The sequence below is a fragment of the Corynebacterium sp. CQ3829_602738 genome (genome assembly GCF_054478435.1).
Genome location: NZ_CM137003.1, coordinates 1,481,689 through 1,500,321, shown reverse-complemented (window position 1 = coordinate 1,500,321; position 18,633 = coordinate 1,481,689). Strand labels below are relative to the sequence as shown.

Annotated in this window: 21 protein-coding genes; 12 read left to right on the top strand and 9 right to left on the bottom strand. The window is 66.7% G+C overall.

The window, feature by feature from the left end; translation table 11 throughout:
- Positions 1-60: 60 nt before the first annotated feature.
- From ACX1NL_RS07275 to ACX1NL_RS07265, 3 genes are read right to left on the bottom strand one after another with little or no spacing between them, the layout of a single operon-like run.
- Positions 61-666 carry an energy-coupling factor transporter transmembrane component T family protein gene (locus ACX1NL_RS07275; protein ID WP_458897753.1) on the bottom strand — a complete coding sequence of 202 codons (606 nt, stop codon included), beginning with the start codon at positions 664-666 and terminating at the stop codon, positions 61-63.
- The gene (locus tag ACX1NL_RS07270; RefSeq protein ID WP_458897752.1) at positions 663-1,352 is read right to left on the bottom strand and encodes an energy-coupling factor ABC transporter ATP-binding protein; all 690 of its coding nucleotides are present in this window, start codon (positions 1,350-1,352) and stop codon (positions 663-665) included. Before ACX1NL_RS07270 ends, ACX1NL_RS07275 begins: the two co-directional genes overlap by 4 nt.
- A 5-nt stretch (positions 1,353-1,357) precedes the next feature.
- Positions 1,358-1,924: a biotin transporter BioY gene (locus ACX1NL_RS07265; protein WP_458897751.1), complete on the bottom strand. Its 567-nt coding sequence runs from the start codon at positions 1,922-1,924 to the stop codon at positions 1,358-1,360.
- Positions 1,925-1,967: 43 nt separating this feature from the next.
- Between ACX1NL_RS07265 and ACX1NL_RS07260 the strand changes: the two genes are divergently transcribed.
- The 7 genes from ACX1NL_RS07260 to ACX1NL_RS07230 all read left to right on the top strand — a co-directional run bounded on the left by ACX1NL_RS07260 (position 1,968) and on the right by ACX1NL_RS07230 (position 8,217).
- Entirely contained in the window at positions 1,968-2,183 is a 216-nt protein-coding gene (locus ACX1NL_RS07260; RefSeq protein WP_239306972.1) for a DUF3046 domain-containing protein, read from the top strand.
- Positions 2,184-2,415: 232 nt separating this feature from the next.
- Positions 2,416-3,543, top strand: a complete 1,128-nt coding sequence (gene recA, locus ACX1NL_RS07255; RefSeq protein WP_458897750.1) for a recombinase RecA — start codon at positions 2,416-2,418, stop codon at positions 3,541-3,543.
- Positions 3,544-4,125 carry a recombination regulator RecX gene (recX, locus tag ACX1NL_RS07250; protein ID WP_458897749.1) on the top strand — a complete coding sequence of 194 codons (582 nt, stop codon included), beginning with the start codon at positions 3,544-3,546 and terminating at the stop codon, positions 4,123-4,125.
- A gap of 47 nt (positions 4,126-4,172) precedes the next feature.
- A complete protein-coding gene (locus ACX1NL_RS07245; protein WP_458897748.1) occupies positions 4,173-4,889 on the top strand; it encodes a 6-carboxyhexanoate--CoA ligase in 717 nt (238 codons plus the stop codon).
- Positions 4,886-6,034: an aminotransferase class I/II-fold pyridoxal phosphate-dependent enzyme gene (locus ACX1NL_RS07240; RefSeq protein WP_458897747.1), complete on the top strand. Its 1,149-nt coding sequence runs from the start codon at positions 4,886-4,888 to the stop codon at positions 6,032-6,034. Before ACX1NL_RS07245 ends, ACX1NL_RS07240 begins: the two co-directional genes overlap by 4 nt.
- Positions 6,035-6,127: 93 nt before the next feature.
- A complete protein-coding gene (gene miaB / locus ACX1NL_RS07235) occupies positions 6,128-7,585 on the top strand; it encodes a tRNA (N6-isopentenyl adenosine(37)-C2)-methylthiotransferase MiaB (protein WP_458898922.1) in 1,458 nt (485 codons plus the stop codon).
- Between the two features lie 17 nt (positions 7,586-7,602).
- Positions 7,603-8,217, top strand: a complete 615-nt coding sequence (locus tag ACX1NL_RS07230; protein WP_458897746.1) for an Rv2732c family membrane protein — start codon at positions 7,603-7,605, stop codon at positions 8,215-8,217.
- Between the two features lie 139 nt (positions 8,218-8,356).
- Here ACX1NL_RS07230 and ACX1NL_RS07225 read toward each other — a convergent pair whose 3' ends face one another.
- Both ACX1NL_RS07225 and ACX1NL_RS07220 read right to left on the bottom strand, forming a co-directional pair.
- On the bottom strand, positions 8,357-9,445 hold the full coding sequence (locus tag ACX1NL_RS07225; RefSeq protein WP_458897745.1) for a GNAT family N-acetyltransferase: 1,089 nt from the start codon (positions 9,443-9,445) through the stop codon (positions 8,357-8,359).
- A 13-nt stretch (positions 9,446-9,458) separates the two neighbouring features.
- Positions 9,459-10,811, bottom strand: a complete 1,353-nt coding sequence (locus ACX1NL_RS07220) for a DUF349 domain-containing protein (protein WP_458897744.1) — start codon at positions 10,809-10,811, stop codon at positions 9,459-9,461.
- 136 nt (positions 10,812-10,947) lie between these two features.
- On the opposite strand from ACX1NL_RS07220, the gene ACX1NL_RS07215 reads away from it, so the two are divergent.
- From ACX1NL_RS07215 to dapF, 3 genes are read left to right on the top strand one after another with little or no spacing between them, the layout of a single operon-like run.
- Positions 10,948-11,514: a hypothetical protein gene (locus ACX1NL_RS07215; protein ID WP_458897743.1), complete on the top strand. Its 567-nt coding sequence runs from the start codon at positions 10,948-10,950 to the stop codon at positions 11,512-11,514.
- A complete protein-coding gene (miaA, locus tag ACX1NL_RS07210; RefSeq protein WP_458897742.1) occupies positions 11,511-12,410 on the top strand; it encodes a tRNA (adenosine(37)-N6)-dimethylallyltransferase MiaA in 900 nt (299 codons plus the stop codon). The genes ACX1NL_RS07215 and miaA overlap by 4 nt, the downstream gene beginning before the upstream one ends.
- Positions 12,407-13,216: a diaminopimelate epimerase gene (dapF, locus tag ACX1NL_RS07205; RefSeq protein ID WP_269952688.1), complete on the top strand. Its 810-nt coding sequence runs from the start codon at positions 12,407-12,409 to the stop codon at positions 13,214-13,216. Before miaA ends, dapF begins: the two co-directional genes overlap by 4 nt.
- 9 nt (positions 13,217-13,225) lie before the next feature.
- Here the strand turns inward: dapF and ACX1NL_RS07200 are convergent, their stop codons facing one another.
- Together ACX1NL_RS07200 and ACX1NL_RS07195 are read right to left on the bottom strand one after the other, a co-directional pair.
- Complete coding sequence (locus tag ACX1NL_RS07200) at positions 13,226-13,693, bottom strand: hypothetical protein (protein WP_269952687.1); 468 nt, start codon at positions 13,691-13,693, stop codon at positions 13,226-13,228.
- 67 nt (positions 13,694-13,760) lie between these two features.
- Positions 13,761-14,513, bottom strand: coding sequence for a hypothetical protein (locus ACX1NL_RS07195; protein ID WP_458897741.1), 753 nt, complete (start codon positions 14,511-14,513; stop codon positions 13,761-13,763).
- A gap of 70 nt (positions 14,514-14,583) precedes the next feature.
- Between ACX1NL_RS07195 and hflX the strand changes: the two genes are divergently transcribed.
- Positions 14,584-16,119 (top strand): GTPase HflX, encoded by a 1,536-nt coding sequence (gene hflX / locus ACX1NL_RS07190; RefSeq protein ID WP_269509579.1) that lies wholly within the window; start codon positions 14,584-14,586, stop codon positions 16,117-16,119.
- Here hflX and nagB read toward each other — a convergent pair whose 3' ends face one another.
- On the bottom strand, positions 16,120-16,845 hold the full coding sequence (gene nagB / locus ACX1NL_RS07185) for a glucosamine-6-phosphate deaminase (protein ID WP_458897740.1): 726 nt from the start codon (positions 16,843-16,845) through the stop codon (positions 16,120-16,122).
- Positions 16,846-16,945: 100 nt separating this feature from the next.
- Here nagB and ACX1NL_RS07180 point away from each other — a divergent pair, with 100 nt between their 5' ends.
- Complete coding sequence (locus tag ACX1NL_RS07180) at positions 16,946-18,256, top strand: uracil-xanthine permease family protein (RefSeq protein ID WP_458897739.1); 1,311 nt, start codon at positions 16,946-16,948, stop codon at positions 18,254-18,256.
- 77 nt (positions 18,257-18,333) lie between these two features.
- On the opposite strand, the gene ACX1NL_RS07175 is transcribed toward ACX1NL_RS07180, so the two are convergent.
- A complete protein-coding gene (locus ACX1NL_RS07175; protein WP_458897738.1) occupies positions 18,334-18,603 on the bottom strand; it encodes an HPr family phosphocarrier protein in 270 nt (89 codons plus the stop codon).
- Positions 18,604-18,633: the final 30 nt, after the last annotated feature.

Genomic DNA, 18,633 nt, shown 5'->3' with positions numbered 1-18,633 from the left:
GCATTCCGCCCGGTTCCTCCACGGAGGGGCCGGGCGGATCATCGTTGTAAGGCAAAAGCGCTAATCCACAGCTCCGCGTGCCATGAGCGCTTCGCCCATCATCTTTGCGCGGCGAACGGAACGGATAACCAGCGGGATGCCGAAGGCGGTGAAGGAGAATCCGACGCCGCGGGCTTTGCGCGCCTCGAGGACCTCGTTGGCTGTGGCGAGGGTCAAAGGGATGAGACGGATGGTCAGCGCGATGGTCAGGGAGATCAACTCCCCGGTGCGGCCGAGCGGGGCCAGTGCGCGATCAAGCGCTGCCAGAAGCTCTTCGACCGGGGTGGTCAGGGTGAGCAGGTTCGCCGCGGCAATGGTGGCCAGCAGACCGATCAGCAGCGTCAGTGCGGATTGCACACCGTTCTGCCACACCATGAACACGCCCAAGAACAGCAGCACGGGCAGCAGCGGCACGAGCTGGCGCCGCGCCACGCGTGCGGGGATGCGCGCCCACACGTAGAGCGCCAGCACCAATACGAGCGCGGCTAAAGAGTGCCACGGCTGGGTCGGCAGGGCAGTGACGGCGATGATAAAGACGACCAGCAGTACGAATTTCAGCGCAGCGCCTAGGCGGTGCAGCCACGTGTCGCCGGGGATGTAGACGCCTAGGGGGAGTTCGCGGATCACGGCTTCGCGTCCATCAGGTCGGTGTAGAACGCGATTGCCGCGTCGGGCGTGCCGTCGTAGGCCAGGGCACCGTCGTCGATGACGAGCACGCGGTCGAAGCCGCGCAGCATCTCCAGGTCGTGGGTGACCACGATCAGCTGCTGGTCCAGCGACATCAGCTCGCGCACGATGCGGCGGCGGTTGCGCAGGTCCAGCAGGGTGGTGGGCTCGTCGGCGATGATCGTGTCCGGCTCGATCACCAGCACGGAGGCGAGCGCCAGCATCTGCTTTTCGCCGCCGGAGAGGGTGTGCGGGGAGTTCTCGGCGCGGTCGGTGAGTTCGAAGCGCTCGAGTGCTTCTGCCACGCGGCGGTTGACCTCCTCGCGCGGCAGCTTGAAGCGTCGCAAGGAAAACGCCACGTCGTCGGAAACGCGCGGCATGACAATTTGGGATTCGGCGTCGGAGAAGACAAATCCGACGCGTTTGCGGATGTCTTTGCCGCGTTTGTCGGGCGTGAGCCCGTCGTAAAGCACTTGCCCTGATGTCGGCTCGATGAGGCCGTTGATCAGGCGCACGGTGGTGGATTTGCCGGAGCCGTTGGAGCCGATGATGCCGATGCGCTGCTCCGACAGGCTCACGGTGAGCGGCTCGAGGATTTGCTCGCCGTCGTAGGCGACGGCGGCGCCGCGGAACTCGATAAGCGGCATGGTGTTTACTTGCGAGCCCCGCGCAGATCCGGGAACGCTTGGTGCACCGCGAACGCGATGGCGATCATAAGCGCGACCTTGCCGGCGTCCGGCAGCAGGAACGGCACCTGTGCTGCCCATGCCGCGCCGAAGGACATCTGTGAGCGCCACATCAGGCCGAACACGCCGCAGAGGTATTGGAAAAACAGGGCCAGGTAGCCGGCGAGGATGAGGATTCCGATGCTCGCCGCTTTGTTCGAGCGGAACGGTGCGGTGTACGCGACCGCGCCGGCGACGGCGGCGGAGACGAGGTAGCCGGCCAGGTACCCGACGGTCGGCCCGCCGAGGGCGGAAATCACGGTCCGGCCGCCCGCGAGCACCGGCAGCGCCAGGCCCACCAGCAGGAAGATTGCGGCGGCGGAGAATCCGCGGCGCCACCCCAGGACGAGGCCAGCGAGGATGACCGCGGCGTTCTGCAGCACGATGGGCACGCCGGCCGCGCCGACCGGGATGGACACGAAGCCCAGCACAATGACGATGGCGGCAAAGACCGCGATTAGCGCGATATCCTGCGCCGTAGAGTTTTTCTTCATGCGCGGGAGTGTACCGCGACGGGTGGCGTGTACTGTCGGGCGCATGCGTTTGACGGAGTTTCACCAGCTTGTGCAGGACGAATTCGGCTCGGAGCGTGCGCAGTGGATCATCCAGACCCAGGTGCTGCCCGGGTTTGAGCAGACGTCTGCGCAGCTCATCGATGCCGGTGTGGACCCGCGCGACGCGTGGCGCGGGCTCTGTGACGCGTTCGATGTCCCGGAGGAGCGCCGCCTCGGCGTCGACCGCCCGGGCTTTTAGGGGCCGTTGCTTATCGACGGCTCCGCCACCCCGGCGTGTCGTTGAATTTCGAACACGTTTGCGTGTATTCTCTGGGGTGTCGCCGTCGCGTTCTACAGTGTGCCGTGTTTTCCGCTTGGGAGAATTTTCTTCGCGTCCGAGGGAACCGAAGCGGTATGGCGATACGTCTAACTAGGAAACTGTGCACGCGACGCGCCCAGCGCCGCCGAATACTTGGAGGTAGAAACACCACATGGCAACGAAGAAGAAGTCTGCGGCTTCGGCCGGCAACGACCGCAAGAATGCGCTCGATGCAGCGCTGGCAATGATTGAGAAGGACTTTGGCAAGGGCGCGGTCATGCGCCTGGGCGACGACAACCGCCCGCCGATCCAGTCTATTTCTTCCGGCAACACCGCCATCGATGTCGCGCTCGGCATCGGCGGCTGGCCGCGCGGGCGCATCGTGGAGATTTACGGTCCGGAGTCTTCCGGTAAGACCACTGTGGCGCTGCACGCGATTGCGGAGGCGCAGCGCGGCGGCGGCATCGCGGCGTTTATCGACGCGGAGCATGCCCTCGACCCGGACTACGCGCGCAAGCTCGGCGTGGACACCGACAACCTGCTGGTGTCCCAGCCGGACACCGGCGAGCAGGCGCTCGAGATTGCGGACATGCTGGTGCGCTCGGGCGCGATCGACATCATTGTGATCGACTCGGTGGCGGCGCTGACCCCGAAGGCGGAGATTGAGGGCGAGATGGGTGACAGCCACGTCGGCCTGCAGGCCCGCCTGATGTCGCAGGCGCTGCGCAAGATGACCGGTGCGTTGTACAACTCCGGCACCACCGCCATCTTTATTAACCAGCTGCGCGAGAAGATCGGCGTGATGTTCGGCTCGCCGGAGACCACCACCGGCGGTAAGGCGCTGAAGTTCTACGCATCCGTGCGCTGCGATGTCCGCCGTATCCAGACGCTGAAGGACGGTCAGGACTCTATCGGCAACCGCACCAAGATGAAGGTGGTGAAGAACAAGGTTTCCCCGCCGTTCAAGATCGCCGAGTTCGACATCATGTACGGCGAGGGCATCTCGCGCGAGAGCTCGATTATCGACATGGGTGTGGAAAACGGCATTGTGAAAAAGTCTGGCTCCTGGTTCACCTACGAGGGCGACCAGCTCGGCCAGGGCAAGGAGAAGGCCCGCATCTTCCTCAAGGAAAACCCGGAGCTGGCGGACGAGATCGAGGACAAGATCTTCCGCGCGCTCGGCGTGGGCAAATACGCTAACGCCTCCGACGAGCTGACGGACGAGCCGGTGGATATGGTGCCGAACATCGACTTCGACGACGAGGACGACGTGGCGGCACCTGCAACCGCGGAGAAGTAGTTGGCGGACGCGGACAAGATCGCTCGGCTCCAGGAGGCGCTCGACGCCTACGAGCCGGGCACCGGTCTTTTCGACCGGACACACGAGGAGGCTTTGGCACCCGTGCGCAAGCGGGCGTTAGGTCTGCTGGACCAGCGTGCGCGCTCCCGCGCGGAGCTGCGCGAGCGGCTGCTCAAGGCCGAGTTCGAGCCGCAGCTTGTCGACGAAGTCCTCGACGACCTCGCAGGTTCCGGCCTGCTCAACGACGCGCAGTTCGCCCACGAGTGGGTGCGCCAGCGCGCCGCACGCCGCGGCAAGTCTGCCCGTGCGCTGGACATGGAGCTGCGAGACAAGGGCGTCGGGGGAGCAGACCGCGCCGCGGCCCTGGACCAGATCTCGGACGAGGACGAGGAGCACACCGCCCGCGCGGTTGCGGAAAAGTCCGCGCGGAAGGTCAAGGCAGCTCCGGCAGACCGCACCGAGTACGACAAGCACCTGCGCCGCGTCGTGGGTGCGTTGGCCCGGCGCGGCTTCAACCAGGGCATGGCGCTGCGCATCGCCCGCGAGGAGCTGGACGCGCGCATTGCCGAGTGTGAGGAATAGTCCGAAACACTGAACGGTGTTCAAGGCGGTCTCCTAAACTTGCCCGCATGGCATTGTTCAGCGTGAAGATGCGCTCCAGCGCGGGCGGCACCCATATCTCCGGCGCCGAGCGCATCGTGGAGGAGCGCGAGGTCCCTGATGTCTGCGCCGCGATGAGCCAGCGCGCACTGGCCCACGGCAAGGGGCAGCCGGACTCCATCACTGTCACTGTGACCGCCATCGAGGGCGAAGTCGCGCACATCCCGGCGTTGCCAATCACAGAGGCGCACTGCGCGGACCCAGCGGAGGCCCGCGACACCGTCATCGAGAACCTGGCCCCGCTGACGCCGCATGCCGCAGCCGCATGGAAGCTGCTCACCGGCGTGCGCGACATGCGCGGCGGGATCCTGTTCCACGCTGCAACCGGCCGACGCCTCGAACCGGATCACGCCCGGGGCGTACGGGTGACCTCCATGGACGCCGCCACTGCCACAGAGGAGCGTCCCGAGTCCCGCTCCGGCAAGACCCGCGTCACCGATGCGCTTGTGCTCGCTTCCAAGGTCGCGCACCACCCGGCGGTGCTCGCCGAGGTCTGCATCTCGGACGATCCGGACTACACCACCGGCTACCTCGCCTCCAGAAAGCTGGGCTATCTGCGCGTGCCCAAGATGAAGCCTGCTGGTTCCCCAGTTGGCGGACGCCTGTTCGTGGTGGACACTGACGATCCTGCGGACCTGATCACCTACCTCGAGCACACCCCCGTCCTGGTCGAGGAGGCCAAATGAGCTGGCTCGACAACGCTGCCAGGCAACAGTGCGACAACTGGCGCAGCCAAGGACTTGAGCGAACCCCCGCAACCTTTCGCACTGGCCAGACCCCGGTAGCGACCATCGACGGGCGCGAGTATGTCCTGTTCAGCTCCTCGAACTACCTGGGGCTGGCCGAACACCCCGCCGTCACCAGAGCAGCCGCTGACGCGCTCAACCGCTTCGGCGCGGGCTCCGGCGGATCGCGCCTGACCACCGGCACCACAAACCTGCACGCCCAAGTTGAGCGCGACTTCGCCCGCTTCCTTGGCTACGAGGACGCCGTGTTTTTCTCCACCGGGTTCATGGCCAATGCTGGCGTGCTGCAAGCGCTCGCCGGCCCGGGAACGCTCATCGTGTCGGACAAGCGCAACCACGCCAGCATCATCGACGGCTGCCGCCTGGCCAAGGCGCAGGGCGCCACGGTGCGTGTGAGCCGCCACCGCGATCCGGCGCACGTCGATGAGCTGCTGCGAGGGCACTCCGGAGCAGCAATCGTGGTCACCGACGGGTTGTTTTCCATGGACGGCACCCTCGCGCCCGTCCCCGAACTCCTCGCAGTCTGCCGCGCCCGCGGCGCCGCTCTCATGGTCGACGACGCGCACGGCACCGGCACCCTCGGCGCCACGGGCCGCGGCATCGCGGAGCACTTTTCGCTTGTCGACGACCATCCGGACATCCTCGGCGCGACCTCATCCAAGGCACTCGGCGTCGAAGGCGGAGCAGTGGCTGCCTCCGCACCAGTGGCTGCACTGCTGCGGCAGAAAGCCCGCACCTTCGTCTATTCCACCTCGTCCACACCGGCCACGTGCGCGGCGGTTTCTGCGGCAATCGGCGTGCTTGAGGGCGAGGACAGTCCGGTGCTTGCGCTGCACCGGAACATCCGTCGCTTGGCAAGCCAGCTCGGGATGGATGCGTGGGCCAGCCCGATCATCCCGGTGCCCATCGGCGACGAAACGCGCGCGGTGAACGCGTCCGCCAGGCTCCGGGAGGCCGGGTACTTCGTGCCCGCCATCCGCTGGCCGACCGTCCCGCACGGTGCGGCGATGCTGCGGGTAACGGTGATGGCCACCCACACCGACGCGCAGATCGACGGGTTGACTCACGCCATTTCGCGGTTGTAGCTCACCTGGTTAGACTGTCTCGCCGTGACTACGGCGAGCACCACCCAAAACAGCAATCCCCGCACCTACGAGGTGCGCACGTTCGGTTGCCAGATGAACGTGCACGACTCCGAGCGTCTTTCCGGCATGCTCGAAGACGCGGGCTACGTCGCGGCCGATGCCGGCGAGGAGCCCGACCTGGTGGTCTTCAACACCTGCGCGGTGCGCGAGAACGCTGATAAGCGCCTCTACGGCTCGCTCGGACAGCTGAAGAACGTCAAGGCCGATCATCCGGGCATGCAGATCGCCGTCGGCGGGTGCCTGGCGCAGAAGGACCGCGACACCGTCATCGAGAAGGCGCCGTGGGTCGACGCTGTTTTCGGCACCCACAACATCTCCGCGCTGCCGGCGTTGCTCGACCGGGCGCGTGTGGAGGATGAGGCCCAGGTGGAGATCGTGGAGGCCCTCGAGGTGTTCCCGTCCGTGTTGCCCGCCAAGCGCGAGTCCGCCTACGCCGGCTGGGTGTCCATCTCTGTGGGCTGCAACAACACCTGCACGTTCTGTATCGTGCCCAGCCTGCGCGGCAAGGAGGTGGACCGCCGCCCGGGAGAGATCCTCGCTGAGGTCAAAGCACTTGTGGACCAGGGTGTTTCCGAGGTGACCCTGTTGGGCCAGAACGTGAACTCGTACGGCGTGAACTTCGTCGACGAGGACATGGAGCGCGACCGCTCCGCGTTTTCCAAGCTGCTGCGCGCCTGCGGCAACATCGAGGGGCTGGAGCGCGTGCGTTTCACCTCCCCGCACCCGGCGGAGTTCACCTCCGACGTCATCGACGCGATGGCGGAGACCCCGAACGTCTGCCCGCAGCTGCACATGCCGCTGCAGTCCGGCTCCGACAAGGTGCTCAAGGACATGCGCCGGTCCTACCGCTCCAAGAAGTTCCTGGCCATTTTGGACGAGGTGCGCGAGAAGCTGCCGCACGCGGCGATCACCACCGACATCATCGTCGGCTTCCCGGGCGAGACTGAAGAGGACTTCCAGGCCACCCTCGACGTCGTGGAGAAGGCACGTTTCACCTCAGCGTTTACTTTCCAGTACTCGCCGCGCCCCGGCACCCCGGCGGCGGAGATGGAGCAGCAGATCCCCAAGGCTGTGGTCCAGGAGCGTTTCGAACGCCTCCACGCGCTGCAGGAGCGGATCAGTGCGGAGGAGAACGCGAAGCTCGTCGATACGCAACAGGAACTCCTCGTCCAAGAGGACGGCCGCAAGAACGACCGCACGCATCGCATGTCCGGCCGCGCCCGCGACGGGCGCCTGGTGCACTTCGCGGTCGAGGGCAACATCGACGGCGAGGTCCGCCCGGGCGATATCGTCACCGTCACCATCACCGATGCGAAGCCGCACTACCTGATCGCGGACTCCGGCATCCACGAGCACCGCCGCACCAAGGCGGGCGACAACTCCGAGGCGGGCCAGGTGCCCACCACCGCGCCCATCGGGGTGGGCCTTGGCCTGCCGACGATCGGCCAGCCCGCCGCCGCTCCAGCAGATTCCGCCTGCTGCGGCGGCTAGGGCTACAGTTGGGCGACATGACGCAGCCCAACACAGAATCCCTTGCCCGCGCGGAGAAGAAAGCCGCATCCACCGTGGACATGGGCGCGAAGCGCTGGGTGCTCGCCGCCGCGGTAGCCATCTACGTGGTGGCGCTGTTCCTGCCGTTTGTGGGCGGGGCGTCGCTATGGCAGGTGCTCGCCGCCACCGACGCTGCGAAGGACGCGCAGACCGCGGTCACGGAGTACGTCTTCGCGTGGATCTCGCTCATTGGCGTCGGTGTCCTGACCACCCTTGCCGTGGCCACGCAGCGCTTCGCGCTCGCGGTTCCCGCGTGGATGGTCACCACCGTCTCGCTGGTCTACTCCGTGCTTGGCATCTGGCTGCGCAACTCCAACGCCACCGGCATCAGCCGCGGTCCCAGCTACTACCTGGTCGTGCTCGCGGTGGTGATCGTGGTGTTCACGGTCTTCCCACTGATCCTGTCGCGCAACGAGGAACAGGCGGCCGTCGCCAAGCAGCGCGCCGAAGCGCAGGGCAAGGACGAGGTGGCGCTCGCGCAGCGCGCCGCGACGAGGGAGCAGGAGAACCCTTTGCTTATCGACGACCGCCGTGCCCGCGCAGCAGAGCGACACCGAAAATCTTTGGACTAACGGATACAAAACTGGGACGGTTCCCCCAGCCCGCAAAAGCAGATATCGGCATGTAGCGTGACCGCCGACCCGCGACCTGGGCTTTTGTGGCGGCTCACCTTGTAAACGCCGATATCGGCATTTAAAAGGAGCGCACTGCCTACGGTTTCTGCCACGCGGTGGTGGAAGAAACCACCTCAGCGTCAAGCCCGCGCATGATCGCGTTCGCCGCGGGGGAGTCGGCGGGGTAGGAGCAGTAGACCGTCTCCAGGTCCTCCCAGGTCTCTTTGGCGCGTGTGAGCGACGCTCGCAGCAGTGCCGAGCCGATGCCGCGGCCGCGGTGCTCGGGCAGCAGATATATCAAACCGAGTTCGCAGACTTTCGGGTCGTCTGAAAAGTACCGGACAACCTCGCAAAGACCGACGCACTCGCCGTTGACGTATGCCAGGCCAGTGAGCTGGGAGCCGCCACGGTCCTGCAACCTGGCGCCGGCGTCCTGAATGCGGGTGAGGTCCCACTCGATGGTGTCCATGACCAGTTCGCCGCGGGGGTAGTCGCACGAGGCTGAGGTGAGCAAACGGGAGAACTGCTCCAGTTCACCGGGTGCGGCGTTTCGCCGCGCTGAGAAGCCGGGGCCCTGAACCACCGCGAACTCGGCGTCCGCGGATTCCTCGGCACCAGGCAGCCTTTCGACCGCGGAGATGGAAAACGTGCCCTGGTCCTCCCGGAACACCGGCGCGTAGCCGTAGCCCCGCGCGTGCGGCGGTTCATCTGCTGCAACAGCGTGGGTGACCCACAGTTGGCGGGTGGGGCGGGTGAGGCGGGCCGACAGGTCGTCGAGAAGCTTCAGCGCGCTTTCCCACGGTGCGTCGGGGATGGGCTCGCCCGGAAGGGGAGCGAGCTCGGAGTCGAAGGTGAAGTTCGCCTCGATCACCCCGCGGTCCTCCAGCAGAGGCAGGGAGACGAACAGCCAGGCATCGAGGGAGTCGAGGTCTTCGGGGAACAGCTCCGGGTAGCCCAGGTCGGTGACCGGTCGCAGGTGCTGCGTTGAAACTAAGCCGAACAACATGGCCTCAGACTCGGCGGAGGGCTCTAAACGCTTGACAATGTGCGCGGCGGAGACGCCGGAGGTGGCAAGACCCGTGATGTCCTGGATGGCCAACGTGGCGGAAAAGGCGTAGCCCCCGACGACGGCCTCGGCGTTGTCGCCGTGGTGTTGTCGGGGGACGAAAAGGTGGGGGTGGAGCACTCGCGTTAACTTACTAGCCTTCGTTGACGGCCTTGGCGGCGACGTCGGCGAACTCCTGCCACTGCTTCGCCTGCTCGCGAAGGGAAGCGGCCTTGGTGGCGTCTCCGTTGGCCTCGGCGGCCTCGGCCTGCTTGGTAAAGTCGTCGGCCTTGACCTGGAACTGGTTGACCTTGTCCTGCTGCGCCGGGTCGGTCTTGCGCCAGCGGGAATCCTCGGCCTCGGACACGCGCTGCTCGATGCGGCCGATCTTGTCCTCGAACTCGCGCACACGCCCGCGGGGGACAAAGCCGATCTCGTCCCACTTGTCCTGCAGCTCGCGCAGCTTCGCCTTTGCCGCGCCGAGGCCCTTAGCGGGGTCGATCAGCGGGTCGTACTCGGAAATCAGCGCGTCCTTCGCCTCGGCGTTGGCCTCGAACTCGCGGTCGCGCTCGGCGTTGACGGCGTTGCGGGCCTCGAAGAAGTGGTCCTGGGCGGCGCGGAAGCGCTCCCACAGCTTGTCGTCCACCTCGCGCGGGGCGCGGCCGGCGGCCTTCCACTCCGTCATCAGGTCGCGGTAGGCGCGCGCGGTGTGGCCCCAGTCGGTGGAGTCCTTCAGCGCCTCGGCACGCTCGACCAGTTCCTCCTTGGTCTTCCTGGCCTGCGCACGGTTGCGGTCCAGCTCGGCGAAGTGGGAGCCGCGGCGGCGGTTGAAGCTGTCGCGGGCGCGGGAGTAGCGCTTCCACAGCTCGTCGTCGGTTGCGCGGTCGATGCCGCGGATGCCGCGCCACTCCTCCAGAATCGCGCGGATGCGGTCGCCCGCGGCCTTCCACTCCGTGGAGTTCTCCGCCAGGTCCTCGGCCTCTGCGGCGAGCGCTTCTTTGCGGGCGATCGCCTGCTCGCGGCGCTGCGCCTTCTGCTCCTTCGCCTTCTCGCGCGCGGTATCGGTAGCGTCGATCGCCTTGTCCAGGCGGGCCTCCACGGCGTCGATGTCGCCGATCACGGCCGCGTCCGCAAGCGATGCCTTGAGTGTCTCGGCGGACTTGCGCAGCGCATCTGCGTCCTCCGGGTGGGCGCGCAGGCGGGTTTCGATGAGCTCCACCTCGGTGACCAAGTCGTCGTAGCGCTGGCCGTAGTGGGCCAGGCCTTCTGCGGGCGTGCCCGCCTGCCAGGAGCCGATCTGGCGCTCCTCGCCGCCGCGGGTGAGAAAGACGTTGCCCTCGTCGTCTACGCGACCGAACTTGGACGGGTCCGACGGCTCGCGCGCCGGCAGGGGAGCCGGGGTGACGGTCTTCGCCGCTGCTCCTGGGCGCGGGCCCGGCTTCTTCGCCATCGCGGCCGGCGACGGTGCCTTGGTGCCCGGGGTCGGAGTGGAGTTCGAATCGGTCATGGTGGACGTCCTTTCCGCGGCCTTTGATGTGGCCGCTCTGTGCCGCGCGTCGCGGCTGCCTTGCGCAATGCGTGCGATATTACCGGCACTTCACGCCCTGCGGGGAGCAAACGGTGCGCTGGGTAGGGTTGTCCGCGTGAGACCCAACCTCTGGATCGTGCCGGGATCGCCGGCACTCGCGCTTTCGCCTAGCGACGACGCTTCGCAACGGCTCCTACAGTCCGTCCGCGCGCTCGCAGGCACCGCCGGTGGCAGGGCGATCGACATCGTCTGCTCGCTCGATGAGCGTTGGCGCACCGCCCACACCGGATCCTTCGCTGCCTGGGGCCGGCCGGAGATCACCGTGCGTGCGGGCAACCACTTAGGCGAGCTGGTCGCCCGGTTCGCCCTGGGGGACCCGGAGATCCGCGAGGTCCGCGGCGAGATCGGCACCCCGGACCCGGACGCGGTGACCGTGGTGGTGCTCGACGGTCCGGCCGGGCTGACCCCGCGGGCCCCGCTCGCGCTGGTCGACGACGCGCCGGAGTACCACCAGCGATTGTGCGAGTGGCTGGACGGTGGGCAACCGGAGGTCGTCGATAAGCAATTGCTCGAACCCGCACTCTGGCACGAACTGGCAACGCTGCGGCCACGAGAGGCGCGGCTCATCGACCACGACGAGGCCTTGGGCGTAGGGCGCTACGTAGCGGAGTGGAGCGTATGAAACCGATCGCAGTAGTGGGCCCGACCGCGAGCGGCAAGTCCGCCCTCGGCATCGCGCTGGCGCACGAGTTCGACGGCGAAGTGGTCAACGTGGACTCCATGCAGCTGTACAAGGGCATGGACATCGGCACCGCGAAGCTGCCGGCGGCCGAGCGCGAGGGCATCCCGCACCACCTGCTGGACATCTGGGAGGTCACCCGCACCGCGTCGGTGGCTGAGTACCAGGAGCTTGCGGTCGCGACGGTGGAGAAGATCATGGCGCGCGGCAAGGTGCCCGTACTGGTGGGCGGTTCGATGCTGTACGTGCAATCGCTTATCGACGCCTGGTCGTTCCCACCCACCGACCCCACCGTGCGCGCGAAGTATGAAGCCCGTCTCGGCGAGATCGGGGTGGACGCGCTGCACGCGGAGCTGGCCGAGGTGGACCCGGCGGCCGCGCGCATTATTGAGGACAAAGACCCGCGGCGCACCGTGCGCGCGCTTGAGGTGATCGAGCTGACCGGCAGACCGTTTCAGGCCTCGCAGCCGCCGAAGAACGCTGCACCGCGCTGGGGTACGCGCATCCTGGGGCTGCGCACCAACGCCGAGTGGCTCAACCCGCGCATCGAGCTGCGCACGCGCATGATGTTTGAGCAGGGGCTTATCGACGAAACACGTGGCCTGGTGGACGCCGGCCTCGTGCGAGAATCCACCGCCGGCCGCGCGATCGGCTACGCGCAGGTGCTGGCGATGCTCGACAGCGAGCTCACCGAAGACGAGGCCGTGGCGCAGACGATCACCGGCACGCGCCGGTACGTGCGCCGCCAGCGCTCCTGGTTTAACCGCGACCCGCGAACCGTGTGGCTGGACGCGGCCGGCGCGGACGTTGTGGGCGCCGCGTTAGACTCGCTGGCGTGAAATTTATCAAAGCGCACGCCACCGAAAACGACTTCGTCGTCCTCATCGACGTTGAGGACACCCTCGACGTGACCCCGGAGCAGGTCGCCTTCCTCTGCGACCGGCGCGCCGGCGTCGGCGGCGACGGGTTGCTGCGCGTGGTGCGCCGCGGGGGAACAGACGGCATGTGGTTCATGGACTACCGCAACGCCGACGGCACCATCGCGGAGATGTGCGGCAACGGCATCCGCGCGTTCGCCCACGTGCTGGTGGCCGAAGGACTCGAGGACGCGACCGAGTTCGACGTGGACACCCGCGCCGGCGTCAAGCACATCCGGGTGATCTCCGCCGACTGCGCCGACGCGATTGTGTCTGTGGGCATGGGCCGCGTTGAGGTCACTGGTGTCTCCACCGCGGCCATGGGGGAAACCCAGTTCGCCGGCATCGGCGTGGACGTGGGCAACCCGCACTTGGCGTGCGTGATCCCGGGGATGAGCTCCTCGGACCTGGCCGACATGGAGTTTGCGGCACCGGAGTTCGACCCAGAGTTCTTCCCCAAGGGCGTGAACGTGGAGGTGCTCACGGAGCTGGATCAGGGAGGCGTGCACATGCGCGTGTGGGAGCGCGGCGTGGGCGAGACCCGCTCCTGCGGCACCGGCACCGTCGCCGCCGCGCAAGCGGCGCTCGCGGACGCGGGCATCGAGAACGGCTCCGTGATCGTGAACGTCCCGGGCGGGGCCATCGAGGTCGTACTTGACGGCGGCGAGGCCACCATGACCGGCCCGTCCACGATCGTGTTCCGCGGGGAGCTCGCGGACGAGCTGTAAGCCGAAGACCTACGCCGGGCCGATTTCTTTCGCGGCCCGGCGTGCGTCGTCCCAGGCCTCCTGCAGTTCGAAGGCACGCTCGTCGGCGACGGTGAGGATGCGCTCCAGCTGCGCCTTGTCGGCGGAGGTGGACTCCAGGTAGCCGTCGATGCGCTCCAAGAAGCGCCGGGCGGAAGAGGCCCGCAGCAGAAATTCATTGACCTGCGGTACCGAGTTATCCGGGTTAGCCAGGGCGGGGTAGTGCAACGTGCGGTCCGCGATGTCGGAAGCGGACGCACCGTGCTGCAGCAGCTCGTAGGCGTCGAGCACCTCGGCGATGTCGTCGCGCGCGTACTGCAGCGACGACCGGATCGCCAGCACCTCCGGGTCAATCTGCACCCGTCGCACGAGCAATATCGCCCCGATGATCAGCAGAGCCGACAACATTAGACCCGGCAGTTTGAGCGTGAACACCAGCAGCACAACGGCAGCGAGCACGAGTGCGCCGATTAACGCTCTTGAGAGATCCCTGTTCGGTGAGCTCATCGGGAAGCCCCTGTAACGGCTAGTGGCCGCCGCACCCGCAGGATCCGCCGCAGCCCCCGCAGCCGCTGCCGGAAGGCGTCGGAATGGAGCCGGCCATCACGGCGGTGCCCGCGATCACGGAATCGCGTGCGGGCAGCTCGCCGTCGGGCAGACAAACGTCGAACGGGAACGCCGCATCGACGGAGACGTGGATGAAGCGCTGACCGGTCAGCGCGGAGGTGCGGTACTCCGCCTCCAGCACGCGGGCCGAAAACTCGGCGCCCGCATCCGGGGTGGTGGCGCTGCCGCTAGCCACGGCCTCGGTGCCGGGGGAAGCAACGGTGCCGACAACGGCGCCCGGGTGCAGGGCCAGGTAGGCCTCGGTGGATTCGTAGCGGTCCACCGCCAGGCCCAGGGCCGTGACGGAGAGTTCCTGCCACTCGAGCGCGGGATCGTCCACAAGCAGCGGCTCCTGCGCGAGGTTCACTGTCAGCGACGCCATGGCGTTGCCGCGGGGGTCGACCACGTCGGCCAGCGCGACGACGTCGTTAAGCGGCGTGATGTGCGCGTAAGCGCGGGTGACCGACTCGAAGCCCGCGAAGGTGGCGAACGGCTCCATAGCCAGGATGTTCAGCTGCGCGCCAGACGGGTCGGTGTACTGGATCAGCTGGCCTCCCCGGACTTCGCCGACGACGGCGAGGCGGTCGGTGGCGATCGCGGCTTCGACCGCGTCCTGCCACTTGTTAAAGCTCAAGCCGAGTGCGGAAAGATCGGTGCTGACTGCTGTACTCATGGCCGTTGATTCTAGTCAATCGCCCCGACCGGGAAGAATCCTGGGCCTTGCCGCGTTTAATCGGGTAGATATGACAGTGACAGATTCAACACACAGGAAAGATCGCTTTTTGCTTGAAGACGAACTGACGCCCGAGCAGCGCACCCACGATGAACTGCTGCGACAGGCGTTTCGCCACAACGAGCCACAGCCCGGTGCGGAACCCACGGTCGGTGCGCTGGACCTCGCCGACCGCAACGCGTTCCGCAGCGTTACCGGAGCCACCGAACTCCGCTCTGAAGAACAGACCGACGGGTACGAGGTTGAGTACCGCAAGCTCCGCCTGGAGGAAGTGCTCCTCGTCGGCGCGTGGACTGAGGGAACCACTGCGGAGATGGAGGCGAGCATGTGGGAGCTGGCGGCGCTGGCGAAAACTGCTGGCGCCGACGTGCTGGACATGCTGTACCAGAAGCGCGACAAGCCGGACCCGGGCACCTACATCGGCTCAGGCAAGGTGGCGGAGCTGCGCGAGATCGTGCAGGCCACCGGCGCGGATACAGTGATTTTCGACGGCGAGCTCTCGCCGTCGCAGATGATCGCGCTTGAGGAAGCGCTAAAGATCAAGGTGATCGACCGCACCATGCTTATCTTGGACATCTTCGCCCAGCACGCGAAGAGCAAAGAGGGCAAAGCCCAGGTGAGCCTCGCGCAGATGGAGTACCTGTACAGCCGCACCCGCGGTTGGGGCGGCAACCTGTCGCGCCAGGCTGGCGGCCGCGCCGGCTCCAACGGCGGCGTGGGCTTGCGTGGCCCCGGTGAGACGCGTATTGAGGCGGACCGCCGCCGCCTGCGCACCGAGATGGCGAAGCTGCGCCACCAGCTGCGCGACATGACCACGGCGCGCGAGGTCAAGCGCGCGCAGCGCCAGCGCTCCACCATCCCGAAGATCGCGATTGCCGGCTACACCAACGCGGGCAAGTCCTCGCTGATCAACGCGATGACGGGTGCCGGCGTGCTGGTGGAGGACGCGCTGTTTGCCACCCTGGACCCGTCCACACGCAAGGCGAAGCTCGCGGACGGGCGCAACGTGGTGCTCACCGACACTGTCGGGTTTGTGCGCCACCTGCCCACGCAGTTGGTTGAGGCGTTCAAGTCCACGCTTGAAGAGGTCGCCGGCGCCGACCTTTTGCTGCACGTCGTGGACGGTTCGGATGCGTTCCCGCTGAAGCAGATCGAGGCCGTCAACGAGGTGCTCGCCGAGGTCACCCGCGATTCCGGCGAGGAAATGCCCCCGGAGATCGTGGTGGTCAACAAGATCGACGAGGCCGACCCGCTGGTGCTGGCCGAGCTGCGCCACGCGTTTGAAAAAACCGGCCGCACGGCAGTGTTCGTCTCCGCGCTGACCGGCGAGGGGATTGAGGAGCTTGAGGCGCGCATCGAGCAGCACCTCAATTCCATTGACGCGCACGTGACCATGGTGGTGCCCTACACCCGCGGCGACGTGGTCAGCCGCGTCCACGACGAGGGCACGGTGCGCTCGGAGGAATACGAGGAGGCGGGCACGCGTATCGACGTCCGCCTGCCCCGCGTCCTGGCCGAGCAGTACGCGGAGTTCGTAGTCAGCTAGCTATCGGTTGAGCTTCGCCGCGGCATCCTCGTCGAGGATGACCGTGGTGCGCGGGTGGTTCTGCAGCACCGACGCCGGGCAGCCCGGGGACACCGGTCCCTCCACCAGCGCCTTGACCGCGTCGGCCTTGTTCGGGCCGGTGGCGATCAGCACGATGGTGTGCGCCTCCATGATGGTGCCCACGCCCTGGGTCAGGGCCTTGCGCGGCACCTGGTCCTCGTTGTCGAAGAAGCGGGCGTTGTCCGCCACCGTGGTGGGGTGCAGGTCGATCTCGCGGGTGCGCGAATCAAGGGCGCTGGGCGGCTCGTTGAACGCGATATGGCCGTTGGCGCCCACACCAAGGATCTGCACGTCCACGCCGCCGGCGGCTGCGATGCGCTGCTCGTAGCTGCGGGCTTCAGCTTCGGTGTCCGCCGACAGGCCGTCGAGAGACTGCACCTTCGCATCGTCGATGTCGACATGGCTGGTGAATTCGCGGCGGATGGTGGCGTAGTAGGACTGCTCGTCGGAGCGTTCCAGGCCGACGTACTCGTCCAGGAGGAACGCGTCGCACTGTGCGAAACTCAAGCCTTCCTCGCGGTGGCGGCGGATCAACTCCATGTACGTGGGGGTCGGGGTTGAACCCGTGGCCAAGCCGAGGGTCGCGCCGTCACGAACAAACGGTTCGATGATGTCGGCTGCGGACACGCCTACTTCTTCGGCGGTGGGGCGCACAATGATTTCCATGATGCTCAAAATAGCAAGGCCTCACTGAGAGCTAATTACTTTGCCCGCCAGGCACCCCCGGCACAGGAAAAATCAGGTGGCGGGGTGATAATGGCATTTCGTGACTAACACTTTCGGCTGGACCATTCACGGAGACGGGCGCACAGTGCGCCCCGGGGCTGTTGTCGCCCCGGACGAGCGGCTGAGCTGGCCGCGCACCATCGGCATCGGCATGCAGCACGGGGTTGCAATGTTCGGAGCCACACTGCTGGTGCCCACCCTGACCGGATTCCCGGTGAACACCACGCTGCTGTTCTCCGGCCTGGGCACCATCATCTTCTTGCTGATCACCCGCAATAAAGTGCCCAGCTACCTGGGTTCGTCCTTCGCCTTTATCGCTCCGCTGACGGCTTCGCAGCAGTATGGCGTCGGCGCGCAGCTGGGCGGGGTGCTGCTGACCGGTGTGGCACTCATCCTCGTCGGCATCGTCGTTGAATGGGCGGGCAAACGCGTCATCGACGCGGTGATGCCACCCGTGGTCACCGGCGCCATCGTCGCGCTCATCGGCTTCAACCTGGCGCCGACCGCGGTGTCGAACGTGGAAACCCAGCCCTGGGTCGCGGCGGTAACGCTGCTGACGGTTGTGGTGGTCACCGTGGCCACCCGCGGGCTGCTCTCGCGCCTTTCCATCCTCATCGGCGTGCTCGTCGGTTGGCTGTTTGCTGCCATGAGCGGAGGGCTCGGCGAGGACGCGCTGCAAACGATCGCCGACGCCCCGTGGATCGGCCTGCCGCAGTTCCACCGCCCGGAGTTCCACGTCTCCGCCGTGCTGGTGACCCTGCCGGTGCTGGTCGTGCTGATCGCGGAGAACGTCGGCCACGTCAAGGCCGTATCCGAGATGACTGGACGCAACCTCGACGACATGCAGGGTCGCGCGCTGATCGGCGACGGTATCGCCACCACGCTCGCCGGCGGCTTCGGCGGGTCCGGCACCACCACCTACGCCGAGAACATTGGCGTGATGGCGGCGACGAAGGTGTACTCCACCGCAGCGTATTGGGTCGCCGCCGCATTTGCGATTGTGCTGGCGTTCATCCCGAAGTTCGGTGCCGTGATCTTCACCATCCCCGCCGGCGTGCTCGGCGGCGCGTGCCTGGTGCTCTACGGGCTCATCGGCATGCTGGGCGTGCGTATCTGGCAGGACAACAAGGTCGACTTCACCGATCCCGCGAACCTCACCGCGGCCGCGGTCGCGCTGATTGTGGGCATCGGCAACCTCACTCTCGATGTGGGCGCTGTAACGCTGGAAGGCATCGCGCTGGGCTCCGTCGGCATCATCGTGATCTACCCGCTGATGCGCTGGGCGTACGACACCTTGGGGGAGGGGCAGTACCGCAAGGACTTCGAGGTGCCGAAGCCGTCGACGTTCTAGCGTCCGGTACTTGCTGCACGCGAAAACGCCCGGGCGACGTGTGCCCGGGCGTTAGCTCGTCGTAAAGCTACGAGTGCTTACTCCTCGTCGAGGTTCTGCTCGATCAGCGCCGCAATCTTCTCCACGGCGTCTGCGCTATCGGAGGTGACAGTGACTTCGTCGCCGTGCTCGGCACCCATAGCCATGATCATCAGCGAGGAGGCAGCGTCCGTCTCGTCGTCATCGTCGCCGCCGACAAGGGTCAGCAGAATCTCGTCGTCGTACTCGCCGGCAGCATCTGCGATCACCGTGGCCGGGCGAGCGTGCAGCCCGACGGTGGAACCGACCTTCACAGTCTTGGAAGCCATTCGGGTGTCCTTTCCGTTGTTTTTCATTCA

Bases quoted from the DNA above. Each gene is read 5' to 3' on its own strand.
- ACX1NL_RS07195 (WP_458897741.1), bottom strand. From the start codon at position 14,513: ATGAGTACAGCAGTCAGCACCGATCTTTCCGCACTCGGCTTGAGCTTT.
- recA (WP_458897750.1), top strand. From the start codon at position 2,416: ATGGCAACGAAGAAGAAGTCTGCGGCTTCGGCCGGCAACGACCGCAAG.
- miaB (WP_458898922.1), top strand. From the start codon at position 6,128: ATGAACGTGCACGACTCCGAGCGTCTTTCCGGCATGCTCGAAGACGCG.
- ACX1NL_RS07245 (WP_458897748.1), top strand. From the start codon at position 4,173: ATGGCATTGTTCAGCGTGAAGATGCGCTCCAGCGCGGGCGGCACCCAT.
- ACX1NL_RS07240 (WP_458897747.1), top strand. From the start codon at position 4,886: ATGAGCTGGCTCGACAACGCTGCCAGGCAACAGTGCGACAACTGGCGC.
- ACX1NL_RS07260 (WP_239306972.1), top strand. From the start codon at position 1,968: ATGCGTTTGACGGAGTTTCACCAGCTTGTGCAGGACGAATTCGGCTCG.
- hflX (WP_269509579.1), top strand. From the start codon at position 14,584: ATGACAGTGACAGATTCAACACACAGGAAAGATCGCTTTTTGCTTGAA.
- ACX1NL_RS07265 (WP_458897751.1), bottom strand. From the start codon at position 1,924: ATGAAGAAAAACTCTACGGCGCAGGATATCGCGCTAATCGCGGTCTTT.
- ACX1NL_RS07220 (WP_458897744.1), bottom strand. From the start codon at position 10,811: ATGACCGATTCGAACTCCACTCCGACCCCGGGCACCAAGGCACCGTCG.
- ACX1NL_RS07175 (WP_458897738.1), bottom strand. From the start codon at position 18,603: ATGGCTTCCAAGACTGTGAAGGTCGGTTCCACCGTCGGGCTGCACGCT.
- miaA (WP_458897742.1), top strand. From the start codon at position 11,511: ATGAAACCGATCGCAGTAGTGGGCCCGACCGCGAGCGGCAAGTCCGCC.
- ACX1NL_RS07230 (WP_458897746.1), top strand. From the start codon at position 7,603: ATGACGCAGCCCAACACAGAATCCCTTGCCCGCGCGGAGAAGAAAGCC.
- nagB (WP_458897740.1), bottom strand. From the start codon at position 16,845: ATGGAAATCATTGTGCGCCCCACCGCCGAAGAAGTAGGCGTGTCCGCA.
- ACX1NL_RS07270 (WP_458897752.1), bottom strand. From the start codon at position 1,352: ATGCCGCTTATCGAGTTCCGCGGCGCCGCCGTCGCCTACGACGGCGAG.